The organism is Curvibacter gracilis ATCC BAA-807 (genome assembly GCF_000518645.1).
Classification (GTDB): domain Bacteria; phylum Pseudomonadota; class Gammaproteobacteria; order Burkholderiales; family Burkholderiaceae_C; genus Curvibacter; species Curvibacter gracilis.
Map to the genome: position 1 here is coordinate 70,873 of NZ_JADZ01000024.1, position 12,646 is coordinate 83,518.

At 57.5% G+C, this 12,646-nt stretch carries 17 protein-coding genes; 4 read left to right on the top strand and 13 right to left on the bottom strand.

Annotated elements, in window-relative coordinates:
• Nucleotides 1-41: 41 nt before the first annotated feature.
• The 11 genes from L880_RS0117925 to mobI all read right to left on the bottom strand — a co-directional run bounded on the left by L880_RS0117925 (nucleotide 42) and on the right by mobI (nucleotide 6,960).
• Nucleotides 42-341 carry a helix-turn-helix domain-containing transcriptional regulator gene (locus L880_RS0117925; protein ID WP_027476840.1) on the bottom strand — a complete coding sequence of 100 codons (300 nt, stop codon included), beginning with the start codon at nucleotides 339-341 and terminating at the stop codon, nucleotides 42-44.
• Complete coding sequence (locus tag L880_RS35075) at nucleotides 338-667, bottom strand: type II toxin-antitoxin system RelE/ParE family toxin (protein WP_027476841.1); 330 nt, start codon at nucleotides 665-667, stop codon at nucleotides 338-340. The genes L880_RS0117925 and L880_RS35075 overlap by 4 nt, the downstream gene beginning before the upstream one ends.
• A gap of 60 nt (nucleotides 668-727) precedes the next feature.
• A complete protein-coding gene (locus L880_RS36060; protein WP_027476842.1) occupies nucleotides 728-985 on the bottom strand; it encodes a hypothetical protein in 258 nt (85 codons plus the stop codon).
• 83 nt (nucleotides 986-1,068) lie between these two features.
• Entirely contained in the window at nucleotides 1,069-1,698 is a 630-nt protein-coding gene (locus tag L880_RS32785) for an ATPase (RefSeq protein ID WP_084461413.1), read from the bottom strand.
• Nucleotides 1,682-1,960, bottom strand: coding sequence for a hypothetical protein (locus L880_RS35735; RefSeq protein WP_157462963.1), 279 nt, complete (start codon nucleotides 1,958-1,960; stop codon nucleotides 1,682-1,684). Before L880_RS35735 ends, L880_RS32785 begins: the two co-directional genes overlap by 17 nt.
• A gap of 436 nt (nucleotides 1,961-2,396) precedes the next feature.
• Nucleotides 2,397-2,672 carry a hypothetical protein gene (locus L880_RS0117950; RefSeq protein ID WP_027476843.1) on the bottom strand — a complete coding sequence of 92 codons (276 nt, stop codon included), beginning with the start codon at nucleotides 2,670-2,672 and terminating at the stop codon, nucleotides 2,397-2,399.
• Nucleotides 2,669-3,055 carry a hypothetical protein gene (locus L880_RS0117955; protein WP_157462964.1) on the bottom strand — a complete coding sequence of 129 codons (387 nt, stop codon included), beginning with the start codon at nucleotides 3,053-3,055 and terminating at the stop codon, nucleotides 2,669-2,671. Before L880_RS0117955 ends, L880_RS0117950 begins: the two co-directional genes overlap by 4 nt.
• A gap of 269 nt (nucleotides 3,056-3,324) precedes the next feature.
• Complete coding sequence (locus L880_RS0117960; RefSeq protein WP_027476845.1) at nucleotides 3,325-3,543, bottom strand: hypothetical protein; 219 nt, start codon at nucleotides 3,541-3,543, stop codon at nucleotides 3,325-3,327.
• Nucleotides 3,544-3,621: 78 nt separating this feature from the next.
• The gene (locus L880_RS0117965) at nucleotides 3,622-3,885 is read right to left on the bottom strand and encodes a hypothetical protein (protein ID WP_211245335.1); all 264 of its coding nucleotides are present in this window, start codon (nucleotides 3,883-3,885) and stop codon (nucleotides 3,622-3,624) included.
• A gap of 111 nt (nucleotides 3,886-3,996) precedes the next feature.
• On the bottom strand, nucleotides 3,997-4,245 hold the full coding sequence (locus tag L880_RS0117970; protein ID WP_157462965.1) for a hypothetical protein: 249 nt from the start codon (nucleotides 4,243-4,245) through the stop codon (nucleotides 3,997-3,999).
• Nucleotides 4,246-6,483: 2,238 nt separating this feature from the next.
• On the bottom strand, nucleotides 6,484-6,960 hold the full coding sequence (gene mobI / locus L880_RS34470) for a conjugative transfer protein MobI(A/C) (protein ID WP_157462966.1): 477 nt from the start codon (nucleotides 6,958-6,960) through the stop codon (nucleotides 6,484-6,486).
• 507 nt (nucleotides 6,961-7,467) lie between these two features.
• On the opposite strand from mobI, the gene L880_RS0117985 reads away from it, so the two are divergent.
• Nucleotides 7,468-8,502 carry a ParM/StbA family protein gene (locus L880_RS0117985; protein WP_245615222.1) on the top strand — a complete coding sequence of 345 codons (1,035 nt, stop codon included), beginning with the start codon at nucleotides 7,468-7,470 and terminating at the stop codon, nucleotides 8,500-8,502.
• Nucleotides 8,499-9,107, top strand: a complete 609-nt coding sequence (locus L880_RS35740; RefSeq protein WP_157462967.1) for a hypothetical protein — start codon at nucleotides 8,499-8,501, stop codon at nucleotides 9,105-9,107. The genes L880_RS0117985 and L880_RS35740 overlap by 4 nt, the downstream gene beginning before the upstream one ends.
• 41 nt (nucleotides 9,108-9,148) lie before the next feature.
• Here L880_RS35740 and L880_RS0117990 read toward each other — a convergent pair whose 3' ends face one another.
• Nucleotides 9,149-9,376 (bottom strand): hypothetical protein, encoded by a 228-nt coding sequence (locus L880_RS0117990; RefSeq protein ID WP_027476849.1) that lies wholly within the window; start codon nucleotides 9,374-9,376, stop codon nucleotides 9,149-9,151.
• Between the two features lie 254 nt (nucleotides 9,377-9,630).
• Here L880_RS0117990 and L880_RS32795 point away from each other — a divergent pair, with 254 nt between their 5' ends.
• Together L880_RS32795 and L880_RS0118000 are read left to right on the top strand one after the other, a co-directional pair.
• A complete protein-coding gene (locus L880_RS32795; protein ID WP_169737780.1) occupies nucleotides 9,631-10,257 on the top strand; it encodes an HD domain-containing protein in 627 nt (208 codons plus the stop codon).
• A gap of 322 nt (nucleotides 10,258-10,579) precedes the next feature.
• Nucleotides 10,580-11,395, top strand: coding sequence for a CBS domain-containing protein (locus tag L880_RS0118000; protein WP_157462968.1), 816 nt, complete (start codon nucleotides 10,580-10,582; stop codon nucleotides 11,393-11,395).
• Nucleotides 11,396-11,434: 39 nt separating this feature from the next.
• Here the strand turns inward: L880_RS0118000 and L880_RS0118005 are convergent, their stop codons facing one another.
• On the bottom strand, nucleotides 11,435-12,598 hold the full coding sequence (locus tag L880_RS0118005) for a GGDEF domain-containing protein (protein WP_051443410.1): 1,164 nt from the start codon (nucleotides 12,596-12,598) through the stop codon (nucleotides 11,435-11,437).
• Nucleotides 12,599-12,646: the final 48 nt, after the last annotated feature.

Consider the following 12,646-nt stretch of genomic DNA (forward strand, 5'->3'; position numbering starts at 1 on the left):
GTGAGGGCAATAGGTGCCCTCCGAGGGTTAAAGAGGATGTATCAGAGCGGTGTGACGGCCACACGCAAACCCATGGCCGCCAGCAGGGCTCGAAGGCTTTTCAGCTCCGGATTGCCAGCGGCGGATAGGGTGCGGTACAGGGATTGCGGATTGAGCTTCGCACGCTCGGCAACGGCCTGGACACCACCGAATGCGGCAGTGACCCGACGAATCGCCAGCATGACCTCAGCCTGATCGCCGTCGGCCAGCACAGAATCAATGTAGACGGCCGCCAACTCGGGGTCGGTGGCCATTTCCTGAATCAGTGCGTCTTCGTGTGAAACAGATGCTTTGTGAGTCATGGTGTGCTCCGAGAGCGGTCTTTCCAGTCTTCCCAGTAGGTAATCGCTTTCGCAATGTCTACCACCTGGGTGTCTTTGCTCCCACCGCATAGCAGCAGGACGATGGTCTGGCCATGGCGTGCGAAATACACGCGGTAACCAGGACCAAGATCGATCTTGAGTTCGCATACACCGCCACGAAGAGGACGGGTAAGGCCAGGATTGCCTTGAGCGAGTCGATCAAGCCTTCTCAAGATGGCAACATGTGCCATCTTGTCAGGTAGCTTTTTGAGCCAGTCCGAGAGCGGGACGCTCCCGTCCACTCGTTGGTAGCGGATCAGTTGCATACATTATTCGCTTTAAAGCGAATCAAGGCAACAGTTCTGGTGTCCCTGCCACTCCGATGCTCACGCATCTTTAGAGCTGAAGTCACCATCGCCCAGCTCGTCTACCAGCAGGCCAATTTCGTCCCAGAGTCGGTCAACGTCGCACGCGGCGTGCAAGCGGTGGATCTCACTGGGCTCCATCTCGCCGCGATCGTGCAGCACCTTGAACAACGCACCGATGACGCACCCGTTTTCAGGATGGTTCTCGATGGGGCTCAAGCAGTTGCCGCAGAGGGCGGGAGAGGTCTTGGCCGCAGGGGCCTGGAGGGTTTGGTTCATTTCCTGTTTTCCTGTTGAAAAGAAGACAGGCACCGGCCCCATGGGGCAACAGGTGCCCGTCATGGGGTGGGTGAAATGGCTGGTCAGCGCATCAAGCGGGTTGCCCAGGAGGGCATCGCATCGAGAGAGACCATGGGTTCGAGATCTCCATCTTTCTCGCTCTTGGTGAGCAGGATCTGATGGGGATTGTCTGGGTCGCTGTTGTCGAAGATCATCGCGACATCTGCCAGTCCAATGACCTCGGGCAAAAACGCATGGACCTTCTCATAGCGCTCACGGACACGGGCCGGGGGCACGTCATGGCCACCTGCGAGAACACGCTGGCCAACACGCTTCACGTTGATCTCTGGGTCGCTTGTGGACACAAACACCAGGTGAATCGCGAAACCGTGCTCGATGGCGGTCTGAAAAAACTTGCGCCAGCGCACCTGATCGGACATGACAGTTTCTGTGACGAAGGACTGATGCTGTTCGATCAGCTGGTAGCGGTAAGCCTCGGCCTCGATCGCGGCCTGCAGTTGCTGGTCCGAGTTGGCCTGCAGCTGACCGGACTTTTGAGCCAACCTCGCCCCGATCGCATCGGCATTCACCACGATGCCCAAGTCGGCTTCATGGGAGAAGTCTTCTACGAGCGTGGTTTTGCCTGACCCGTTAGGGCCTGCAAAGACGGTGAGGGTGGGTTTGTTCTCGATTACTTCACGCTGTTTCGACATTGCGGGCTTTGGCAATGAGGTTCACGGCGCGAGAGTCATCGGGAGTGATGGTCTGCAGGCGACCATTGGTAAGCCCAGTGACGGGAATACCGGCCTGCAAGTTGGCAGCGACTGCTCTTTCCCCGGCTTGCTTTGCGCGAGCGGCAAAACGGCTGAGGGACATACCAAGGATGGTTGGTTTGGAGCTTTGCATGCCAGAAAGGCTACTCCCTTGTCCCTTTCGGGTCAAGGATGAGGGTCTTTGCGAAAAGAATGTCAGCATGAGATGTGTTTCCTTTTGGGGTAACGACAGACCATGCACCCATCGGGCACAAGGCCCGTCAGGGGGTGAAAATAGATCGAAGCAGCCTTGCAAGTCATATCCAGCCTTGCGGCAGAGCATGACTGGTCGAGGCCGGTAGCCACGTTGCACAAATTCAGATTGAACCCGAGGCTTGTTGCTTTCGTTGCTCACTTCGCCTGATGACCGCTTGGATCAAAGGATCAGATGGGAGGAGATGCTGTATGCGGCCCTGGTGGAGGCCACACACAGCGATTCCTGCCTTGGCCAAATCCGCCACGGCGTCCTCCATCGCGTCCCGAGCAAGAGAAGCCATTTGAGAGGTTGATCTACCGAAGAGGACTGGACGTTGATCAGGCATGCGTCATAGCGTACGGCTCCCGACCGAGTGGGTCAAGGCCGTGATGTTCAGCACCTCTCAGCAGACCAAGGCGTGGGCCTTGCCCTCGTGCACAGCGAACTCCGCGATCTTTCGACCCCGGCCGCTGCCCACGATCATCCAGACCTCAGCGCCGGGGCGACCGAGGACCGTGACATTCGGGCACAGGATCCCGGTGTGCACAGCTCTGGACGTGTGGAAGGAGGCCAGACCGACATTGCCCTCCACGGTGACGCTGGTGACCAGGTAGATCTGTGCGTTCAACGTGATTGCAGAGCCCGAGGCCTCGATGAGGCGTTCCAACTGGGTGCTCATGCTGCACTCCCTGCTGGCGCTTCGTACAGCCAGTTCTGGCTGGCGCGAATACCGAGCTTCTCGTGAAGCCCGATCTCGGCCAGCGCTGCGCTGGAGTAGTCCTTGCCCGCCGAGTCAGAGCGCCACTTCACGAGGCCGGTGCCGTCCTGCTGGAGGATGGCGACCGGAATCGCAGTGAGCAGCCCGACTCGGACGGTGGGCACGCCGGCAAGCAACGAGGTTTTCACCTGGTTGCCAGCCAGCCAGCCGTCTTCGAAATCCCGCGCATCGGTGCGTCTGCGCAGATGGGCGGGTCGTTCCATAGAGAAGCCTTGGAACGCAGCGGAGTACCCGCAGCGAAAGGCTTCGTTTTTCGATTTGTAGTCCGCGGAGACTTGGTTCATGTCATCTCCAAGAAGGGAGACGAGCACCTCCCTGGACGGGCGGGGCCCGTCAGGGTTGAAATCAGGCTGGCGCCTGGTGAATTGCTGATTTGCCCGGAGGGCACGGCCAGCTGCCGTTTCAGCCTGGTGGCATTACGCCAACAGAGAGAAAGTCTGCTTTCCGAAACGCTCCTGCAGGAGCACTTGGGAAAGAGACCTGCGCTCCACAGAGGAGGGCAGGTGTCTCAAGGAAGGGGCCAGAAGGCCCGCGAGATCCGATCGGGGGGTGATCAGGTGGTGGACACGTTGTAGTGGACGCCCGAGACGCCATAGGTGCGCTCCATGTCCTCTACACGAGGGGTCACGAAGGCAACACAGCAGTCGCCGAGCCCGTAGCCGGTGTCTTGGTTGAAGAACTGTCGGCCGCGTGTGACTGAGCCGCAGCAAGTGCACAGCAGTCGGCGCACCGGTTTGGCCAGGTCGGGGTGGGGTGTTTCGTTGGGTGACATGTCGATCTCCGAAAAATCGCGAAGTCACGGCCCCTCGCAGGGCTCGTGAGCCCCGCAGGGGTTGATGTGGGGCCGGACTTACTGGAGGTGGAGCTGGTCAGGCTTGACCGGGAACCACCAGCTGTCCTTGTCCAGGTAGACGAAGCGGCCATGGCCTTCGACGCAGGGCGTGAAGCCCGTGACTTTGAGGTCACTGAAGGCCACGCCGAAGTCGTTGGTGAAGGTCACCACATCGCCGAGCTTGAGGTCGCACGGGACTGGTGGTGAAGTGGTCGCATCGAGCGCCAAGGGGTGCTTGGCACCTTGGACGAAGTGCGCTTTACGCGCGGTTGCTATGGGCATGGCATTTCTCCAGAGGGAAGGCGAGCCCGGCCCCAAAGCGGGCACAGGGCCCGTGAGGGTGACGAAAGGGTGAATGGCTGATGCGCTGCAGCCCTGGGCGGGCTGTCGTGTTCAGCTCGATGAAGTCATGCTGGTCTGCTCGCAAGGGATGTAGGCAAGCCCATTCCAATGCTCCAGGTTCGCGACTTGCGGGGTGTGATCGATGCTGCGACCCGCCTGTTTGAGCGCGTCGAGATCATTCAATGCACCGATCATGACAAAGCCGAAAGGCAGTCGATAGCGGTAGCTCTTCAAGCCCTGAGCAGCCAGAGGCCGTGAGGTCATCGGCAGCGTTTGATGGCTGCGCGTCATTCGATTCATGTGGTCTCCGAAAAATTTCGGGGCCACGTACCCAGGGGGCATAGGCCCCGCGTGGGTTGATGAAAACCGGCAGGGCCGGTGAAAGTTGCTGTTTTGACTCCTCAGCTCGGAGTGTGTGTCGAGGGGCATAGCCACCATCTAAAGACGAGGCCATTGTACTGAAAACCGCACTCCGTGCGAGATGTCCAGGACCCCGGCTGTGGAGATCCAGGCCGCAGCAACACCCATCACGCCCAACCCAATCCGAAGACGGGCCCAGGAAGGTCCGGAAGAGCTTGATGCGGGCTACCCCTTGCCGGTGGTGTTGCGGGCGGCCTGAGCGGCCTCATCGTCGGTTCTTGAGTCCTCGAATGGTGGAGGCGAAAGCTATCGGATTGGGGTGCGCGGGAGGCTGGCGCCGAAGTCGCGTGTTGATCGAATACCCGGCCCCGGGATCTCTCAGCCGAAATTGCAGGGGAGGGCGGTGATCGAGGAACGGAGCAAGGCATCCGCATTCATCGCTGGCGCGAAAGGCACACGGGGGCATTGGTGCGCAACGAATCTCGCTCAGAAAACAGCAACACCTTGAACGCAATAGCGGGAATAGGGCGCGCTTCGTGATTTTTCATTTGACCAGGTGCATTGGGATGAGCTGGCGCTTTCGGATTGGAATGTCAGATCCGGATTCAAACACTTAGCGTCCCATGCTGGCGCTTGGATACTTGCACAAGCCGCATGCAAAGCCGTCATTCAGATGGTTTCACCACTGGCTTTTGGTGTTTAACCAGGACCGCCAGGCTCAGCGCGCAGAACGCGCTCCAAAGAAATGCCGCAAACGCTGGCAATGTCAAACGCGCAACAAATTCACCAATACCAGAGTTGAGAAATGCAGTTGCAAGCGAATTGAGGTCATAACAAAGCGGAAATTGAAAAACCTCTGGAGTAGAGCTACTTAACTTACATGACCGTGGCGTCCGGGGCTTCTAACTTTCCAAGGGTCTTTTTTATCTTGAGTGCTTCGCACTTCAGAAAGGGGCGCCCCTCAGGGGTTGAGATCGCGCCCAGAGCGGGCAGGGCGCTTGAAAACGAAAAACCAATGCGCGGTAGACAAATCGGACGCGACAAGGCCTGGGGACGCATCCTCCGCTTTTCAGAAAATTGCTTTTCAGGACGGGTGAAAGTCTTCGAATGTTGTGTCTGTTCGTCAAAGACCCGTGGGAACGTCCAAAACGTCGAAATCCGGGAGAAAAATCCAATTCGAACGGGGAAATTGCTGGCGCGATTCGATGCGGCTCCACCTGGGTCACCGGAATCGCTCAGCCAACCGTGTGCAAAGACCCGAAGAGAGAACGAAAAGCCCTACTTCCGATGACTGCGCTACTTGGAATGCAGTCAACAGTCGAAATTCGAAATCGCAACAGCCGAAGACAGGGACCGATGCCAAAAACACCATGCAGTCAATGCCCAATTGAGGATGCGAGGACCGTATCGACCGAAAACCACACCCGGAGACAATGCAGAACGACCGTCATGGCCGTTCGAGTGCTTGTTGAATGCAGTCAGCAGACCTTGAAGATCAATTTCCGGGGAGATGGGTGAGAAACATCCGAAGAAATCGTGGGAATTTCAAGTATGGATGGCGAAATAGTGCATCGATCGTGGGAAATAAGCCCCCGCCTGGATATCAAGCGGTGTCATATGCTGCCTCCGGCCATGACTTCCCTGTTCATGACGCCTCGACTGGAATTCGAGGTCGATCCGGGGGATAAAATTCCCTACACGCCCTTCGCTATCGGATACCAGCCGTCGTTATGACTATCGCTGAACGACGAAATGATTTGAAATGCAGCGCCGAGGTTAGTAATTCATGAACACCCACACACAATCCGAGCAAAGTCATTCGCTAGATTGTTTGGTTCATCTATTGTTGGCGGAAAGATAAATTCAAGACCTATCGATGAGCAATGCCGGGATGGCATTTGGTGATTCTGATCGTGGATCTATGGGTGCGATGCGTCCGAGCGTCACGAAGTAGCTGTAGCGCAACGAATTCGACAAGGTGTATGACCCGATCCTAGTCGTCTAAGGTCAAAAAGAGGAACGCAAACCTTATTCATATCTGCTGTTCCCATGATCCCTGGCGTCGATGAGTCAATGGTTGGATATCGCGCCAGCGCCTATTGGATGCCGCCATGAGTTAGTCGTTGAGGTTCACCTCAGATCCAATCCTCAGACCATTTCAAATTGCCCGGAAGGCGATCAACCCTCTTCTTCGTAAAGCTTTTCGGCCTCTGCGATCTTTGCCTCAGTGATTTTGCTGAGAGTTTTTGCATGTCGCATTGATGTCACTGCTTTGATAAGGTGATTGAGTTGCCTTCGGATGTACTTCAATTCCGTCTCTGTCAATCTCACCATTGGCCATTCCCATGGTTGTGCATGAGACTTCAATGCTGCTTCACTGTAGGTGAAGTTCTTTGCATCTCTTGCAATTGCCTTTCGAATTCGTGTTCGATTGGTTTTTGGTCCGTACCAATTGATGGCCTGCCACCTGGCCTCCATGCTGTTGCCCTTGATGGTGTAGGTCAACTCAAGCTTGCTCTTGGACTCCGGCCCCGTGCTGCGTGCACCATGAGCATTGACGTGCAGGTAGTACCGATCTGCGACCCGCATGGCCTGGTTGTGCAGCTCTTTGATCGCGACTTCGATCGCTTCGGTTGCCGCGTCAAATGATTCCATAGTACCCCCCGAATCGTCCTTGTTACTGTAGGCGGATGTACCCCCCAAATCCGCCATGTGGATTTCACCGCGATCCGATGTTGTGTGAAGCTGCGAAACGCTAGGCCCGGAGCGGCTAAAAAGTTGTCCGCCTATATTTAGGTGGAACAGGGGGGTACTTCCGCATAATTATAGGCGGACAACTTTTTGAGAGGGTCAAAACGTCCTCTTTTTTGATGGACTTCAGAGGGTAGATCCGCTTTGATTAGGCGGATCTACCCTCTAGCTCTTTGTCCAAAGTGCTCGTGGAGGCGTCTATGAGCGATGCATGCGCCTACCCCGGCCTGGGGATGGGGTGTCCGACCTGGGCCAGACGAGTGAATCCGCCTTGTCGATGAGCTTGCTAGGCCTGAACTAAGCTATCACGTGGGGCCTTGGTCCGGTCGCTCACTGGTGTGTTTCTGATGAGCTACAGCGATGTCACTAGCTGGCGACTGAATTGCATTTATTCATTTAATTGCAATTAAATTGAATTACAATGTGATCTTCAATTATCGCAAAGAGGTTGCAATGAACATTGTTGGTCAAGACATCGGCTACTCGAACATCAAGATTGCGTACGGCACTGCTGAGCAGGGCATGAAAACTGCAATTCGTCCAGCAGGTGCAGCGCCTGCAGATCGATTTGGTGGCCGCTTTGATGGCAAAGCCCAAGATGATTTTTTGCACGTCTTGGTCAACGATCAACCGTTCATTGCGGGTGTTTCAAGTGACCGTGCCGAAATGTGGGAGCGGTCGTTGCATGCGGATTACTCCAGCACCGAATCCTATAAAGCGCTTTTTCACGCAGGCCTGCTGATGACGGGCATGACCGAAATCGATGTTCTCGTCACGGGCCTGCCGGTCTCCCAATTCCAAGATGAAACACGGCGCAAGGCGCTGGAGGCCCAATTCACGGGCAAACACAAAGTGACACCCAAGCGCACGGTGGAAGTCAAGTCCGTCAAGGTGGTTGCACAGCCCATTGGCGGCTTGTTTGACATGCTCAATCAAGATGACGAAGCGGGTGATGATGCCGTTATTGACGAGGAGGCTCGAATTCTCGTTGTTGATCCGGGATTCTTCTCATTGGACTGGGTGCTGATCAGTGATGGCGAATACCATCGCCGATCCAGCAATACCAGTTTGCAGGCGTCCTCGGTGTTGCTGGAGCAGGCAGGAATTTTGATTGCGCAGGAGTACGGTGCTAAACCGACTGTTGAAGCACTCGAAAACGCAGTGCGCGCCGGTAAGACCTCGATTCTGCTGATGGGCCAGCGCGTGGACTTCCAGCCCTATTTGAAGCGCGCCAGCCAGGAACTCTCATCGGTGATTGCGAATTCGATTCAAAAATCACTGCGCAGCGAACAGATGTCGCCTGACATCGTTGTGCTCACGGGCGGCGGTGCAGACTTCTTCCGTGAAACGATTCAAGATGCGTTCCCGCGTTTGAAAGTGATTTCGCCGAATGAGCCCGTGCTTTCTAATGCCCGTGGTTTCTGGTTGATGGGATCGGTCGCGTGACGCTCAAGGTCGTAGTCGAGTTGAATGAGGCGTTCCAGGATCTGCAGGGGCATTTGCAAGAATTGCCCTCTCAGATCCGGTCTGAGCGTCTTCGCACCTTGGCTTTGACCGGGTTGCATATTGAGCAAGGGCGGATGTCTGCCTTTGTTTCACGTGCACCTGGTCCACAACTGGGTGGGATCAAAGAATATGCCCGCGTGGTTGTGATTCTCAATGAGGCCTATCCAGAGCTGCTGGAGGTGTTCACAGGGATTTCCCCGCGATACCGTGCGGCACGGCTTCGCTCATTGGCCTCGATTGGGTTGAATGCTCTGGCAGCTTCTGCAGTGCATGCTGGGGGGATGTTGGGCGTTTCAATGCCAATATCGGCATCCTCTGCGCCTGCCCCGGCGACTGTGCAGGCATCCTTGGATTCCACTATCGAATTCGCCCGCCCAGCTGTGTCCGAAGCCCCGCGTCAGCCTATTTCTGAAGTCGATCCAGTTCCGGTGATTCGGCCTGAGCCATTGCCGGAAACATCCGACAACTCGGGTGGGGCTGCTCCCGTTTTACCCCGAAAGCCCAGTAGTCGGCTTGCAAAAATGGCCAGAAGCCTCGGAAAGTAAAAAAGCCACCCCTGGGTGGCTTTTGCTTTGGGCTGGTGCGTTCAAGGAGGGCCTTCTTCGCACTTGGCCAGGCATTCTTGGACATGGCTCAGATCCGGCGCCAGCGCCCGATACCCCGGTGAAGTGGAAAGCTGGAACGAATCAATGAGAACATCGCGCCCGGACGTGATGTGAACCGGCATTGTGCCCTCTTCAATCATTTCATCCAGCCTGAAAAGCGGAATATCGAGTCGGTATGCGGCTTCTTCGCGAGTGATAAGGTCGTCCATGTTGCCCTCTCAAATTTCAATGGTTTTATATTAATCCCATTCTCTGGAATATTCAATCATTATTTGAATTGCTGTGGAGGAATTTTGAAATTGAGATTGTTTATTCAATTCGGTATTTCTAGATTCTCCTGCCACGGTGATTCTTCAAACGATTGGGAGGACAATGCCGCAACGCCACCCCCTTTCTGACAACGATGACGCATGCCTCTCCTGCGGGTGATCACGAAACGCTGCGCCTCTATTGGGCCTGCAGCATGGCCACAGCGGCTGCGGCCAGCTCGTCGGGCGCGATCGATGAGTTGCTGCAGCGCTGGGGCGAGCCCCACCGGGCCTATCACACGACCCAGCACCTGCAGGAGGCCTTGGATCTGCTCAGCACCTGGTGCACCGGGGGCAGTGGGAGCACCAGGTGCGCCAGCAATTGGCCCTCGGCGCTGGCACTGGCCCTGTTCTTCCATGACGCTATCTACGACCCCCATCGTGCTGACAACGAGGAAGCGAGCGCTCAGCTGGCCAGGTCGATGCTGGGGCCCGTGGGCGTGCCCGAGGAGATGCTCAGTGCGATTGACCGACTCATCGACGTGACACGGCACGCGGCCATGCCGGCGGCGGATGACGAACGCCTGATGGTGGACATCGATCTGGCCATCCTGGGTGCGAGGCCTGAGCGCTACGCGCAGTACCGGGCCCAGGTCCGACATGAGTATCGCCACGTCCCCGAGCAGGACTTCTTGCGGGGTCGTCTGGGGCTGGTGGAGCGCTTCCTGGGGCAGGGCCTGGGGCTATTTCACACGGAGTGCGGGCGGGCTGAATTGGGTGCGCAGGCGCTGCGCAACCTGGCGGCCGAGGCGCAGGATCTGCGCCAGCTGCTTGATCGTTGAGACCATGGCGCGCGATCGAGGACCAGGTGGGGGAGGGCGGATGTCCTATCCCAGCGGTTTCCAGGGATCGACTTCCCGTTCCGGGAAATCTTTGGGGGGTGCCAGGGCCGCCTGGCGTTGAGCCTGTCGTTTGATCTGGCGCCTCGTGCGAGGCACCTCATCTCTGGATTGCCTTGTCTGCATGGCGCAAGACTACCTGCTCTGTTGTGGCACTTCCGCCTTGGGCATGGGGGTCTGTTGTGTCTTTGCGTCAGGCATCTACCGATGCCAGTTTCGTTGAAATTTGGGGACTACCATCGACGTTTACCCGCTTCAGCGACCCATGGATGTCACGCGAACAAGACCCAGTGCCGCAGCCCTTGTCCATCCCCGAGCGCCTCTACTACCGAGATCGGTTGCGCGAGGCGCGCTACGCCGCCCTGGCAGATGCAGAAGGGTTTGTGGGGGGATCTGCTTTGCCCTTGAAGCGCTGGGCCTGCGCGTCTACGGCAAGCAGGAAGCGCTGGGGAAATACCGCGAGAAGATTGAAAAGTTCGCCCGTGATTCGACCGCATTGACGCACCTGGTGCAGGCACTGCCCTCACGCTTCAAGTCGTTTCGCGCGCTCTTCGACATCGTGTTGGCCGCGCGCAATGACGCGATGCACACCGGGGCCTACGCCCGGCACGCGACTGCGGCAGCGATCGAGCTTTGCATTGGTTTGGAAGAAGGCCTGATGGCTGATCCTGGGGGGAATGTCGTGTCGAGAACCGTTGGGGATTTGATGGTCACGTCGCCGATGACTGTCGAGCCGTGGCAAACCGTTGCGCATGTGCGCCAGCTCATGCTCATGCATTCGTTTTCGTTCTTGCCGGTGCGGCTCGGCGACTCCTGGCTCTTGCTTTCCGAGTTGGGCCTGGCCAAGTACCTGAATGGCAGTCAGAGGAAGACCCGACTTTGTGAGTCCATCGAGTGTGCCAGCAGCGCTGACCTGGAGCTGGTCGCAGTAAAGGACGACGCCCTGTTGCAACCTGACATGAGGGTGGCCGACGTGCTGCAGTTGGCTCAGGTGCAGGACGGGCCCATGTTGTGGCTGGTTGTGGAGGATCAGCATCCTGAGCGCCTTTGCGGCGTCTTGACTCCCTTCGAGCTGATGTAAGCCTCTTTTGGCACCAGGTATCTCCTGGGCCAACGCGGGTCACTGAGCGATGGCTACCTGGTTGCGCCCTGCATCCTTCGCCTTGTAGAGCGCGCGATCGGCGCGCAGCAGAACGGCCTCGGGCGTGTTTTCCCCGCCTTGCACCACCGTCAGGCCGATCGAGACTGTGCAGGCTGGCTCACCGCCAACCAGGGGCATTTCCTCCACCATCTTGCGCAGGCGCTCTGCCAGGGTCAGGGCTGCACACATGTCGGTGTCCGGTAGAAGGGCGATGAATTCCTCGCCTCCGTAACGGCCCAGGCTGTCGGTGCGGCGCAGGCCTTGCGTCAAGGCCATTGTGATCCGGATCAGGGTCTGGTCACCCACGTGATGACCAAAGGTGTCGTTGATGCGCTTGAAAAAGTCCAGGTCCAGCAGCATCAAGGCATAGCCCCGGCCCTCATTGAGCCAGTGTTGGTGTTCCTGGTCGATCCGACGCATGATCGCACGGCGGTTGAGCACACCTGTCAGGTCATCATGGGTGGCCAGGTATTCGAACTTCTCTCTCAATCGCTCATTGACCATGAGCTGAGCGCCCACGAGCACCACAAGGATTGAGCAACTGTAGGTGCCGATGTAGACGGCCTGAAGGAGGGAGCCCCCATCGAAGCGCCCAGTTGCGGGGCTGTCGATCCAATAGGTACTCAGGGCACGCGCCAAAAGCACCAACGTTTGCCAGCCCATGGCCGCCAGCATCAACCGCGAAGGCAGGCCACGGCTGTACAGGGCAATCGTGCGGACGTGGGCGGCGCAGATCACAGCCATGCTCAGGCCGAAGATGAGCATGCGCGCTCGGTAGTCAGGCCAAATTACCGCGAATGCAAGCAGGCTCGACAAGCACAGAGCCATCAGGACGAGCCATGGCCGCCACCTCCAAGGCCTGCCCAGAAAAAGCCTGGTGCCAGCTAGCAAAGCCAGCGTTGCTCCCATCAGGAAGCCGTTGCCCACGGTCACCGTTGAGAGTTCGCCCTGCAGCCCGTAGACGAGGGTGGAGACAAGGGCCAGCAGCGGAGCGATTCCCCAGAACCGCAGGCCCGGGATCGGCACGGGGGCGTTGTTGCGCAGCCCCAGCAGGACGGTGCCCATCACAACGCATTGAAGGGCGGCCAAAAGAACGAAGCTGCGCAGGTCAAATGATGTCATCTGGCAGGGGCGCAGGAGCAATTAGAGGTTGATGGCATGTTCGTGAGGAGCGTTCCGACCGGAGTCGCA

Excerpts from the sequence above, each read along its gene's own strand:
- L880_RS32785 (WP_084461413.1), bottom strand. The coding sequence starts at position 1,698 with ATGTCGAAACAGCGTGAAGTAATCGAGAACAAACCCACCCTCACCGTC.
- L880_RS0117955 (WP_157462964.1), bottom strand. The coding sequence starts at position 3,055 with ATGAACCAAGTCTCCGCGGACTACAAATCGAAAAACGAAGCCTTTCGC.
- L880_RS0117990 (WP_027476849.1), bottom strand. The coding sequence starts at position 9,376 with ATGGACGACCTTATCACTCGCGAAGAAGCCGCATACCGACTCGATATT.
- L880_RS36060 (WP_027476842.1), bottom strand. The coding sequence starts at position 985 with ATGAACCAAACCCTCCAGGCCCCTGCGGCCAAGACCTCTCCCGCCCTC.
- L880_RS0117960 (WP_027476845.1), bottom strand. The coding sequence starts at position 3,543 with ATGTCACCCAACGAAACACCCCACCCCGACCTGGCCAAACCGGTGCGC.
- L880_RS0118000 (WP_157462968.1), top strand. The coding sequence starts at position 10,580 with ATGGATGTCACGCGAACAAGACCCAGTGCCGCAGCCCTTGTCCATCCC.
- mobI (WP_157462966.1), bottom strand. The coding sequence starts at position 6,960 with ATGGAATCATTTGACGCGGCAACCGAAGCGATCGAAGTCGCGATCAAA.
- L880_RS0117950 (WP_027476843.1), bottom strand. The coding sequence starts at position 2,672 with ATGAGCACCCAGTTGGAACGCCTCATCGAGGCCTCGGGCTCTGCAATC.
- L880_RS0117925 (WP_027476840.1), bottom strand. The coding sequence starts at position 341 with ATGACTCACAAAGCATCTGTTTCACACGAAGACGCACTGATTCAGGAA.
- L880_RS0117970 (WP_157462965.1), bottom strand. The coding sequence starts at position 4,245 with ATGAATCGAATGACGCGCAGCCATCAAACGCTGCCGATGACCTCACGG.
- L880_RS35075 (WP_027476841.1), bottom strand. The coding sequence starts at position 667 with ATGCAACTGATCCGCTACCAACGAGTGGACGGGAGCGTCCCGCTCTCG.
- L880_RS35735 (WP_157462963.1), bottom strand. The coding sequence starts at position 1,960 with ATGCTGACATTCTTTTCGCAAAGACCCTCATCCTTGACCCGAAAGGGA.
- L880_RS0117965 (WP_211245335.1), bottom strand. The coding sequence starts at position 3,885 with ATGCCCATAGCAACCGCGCGTAAAGCGCACTTCGTCCAAGGTGCCAAG.
- L880_RS32795 (WP_169737780.1), top strand. The coding sequence starts at position 9,631 with ATGGCCACAGCGGCTGCGGCCAGCTCGTCGGGCGCGATCGATGAGTTG.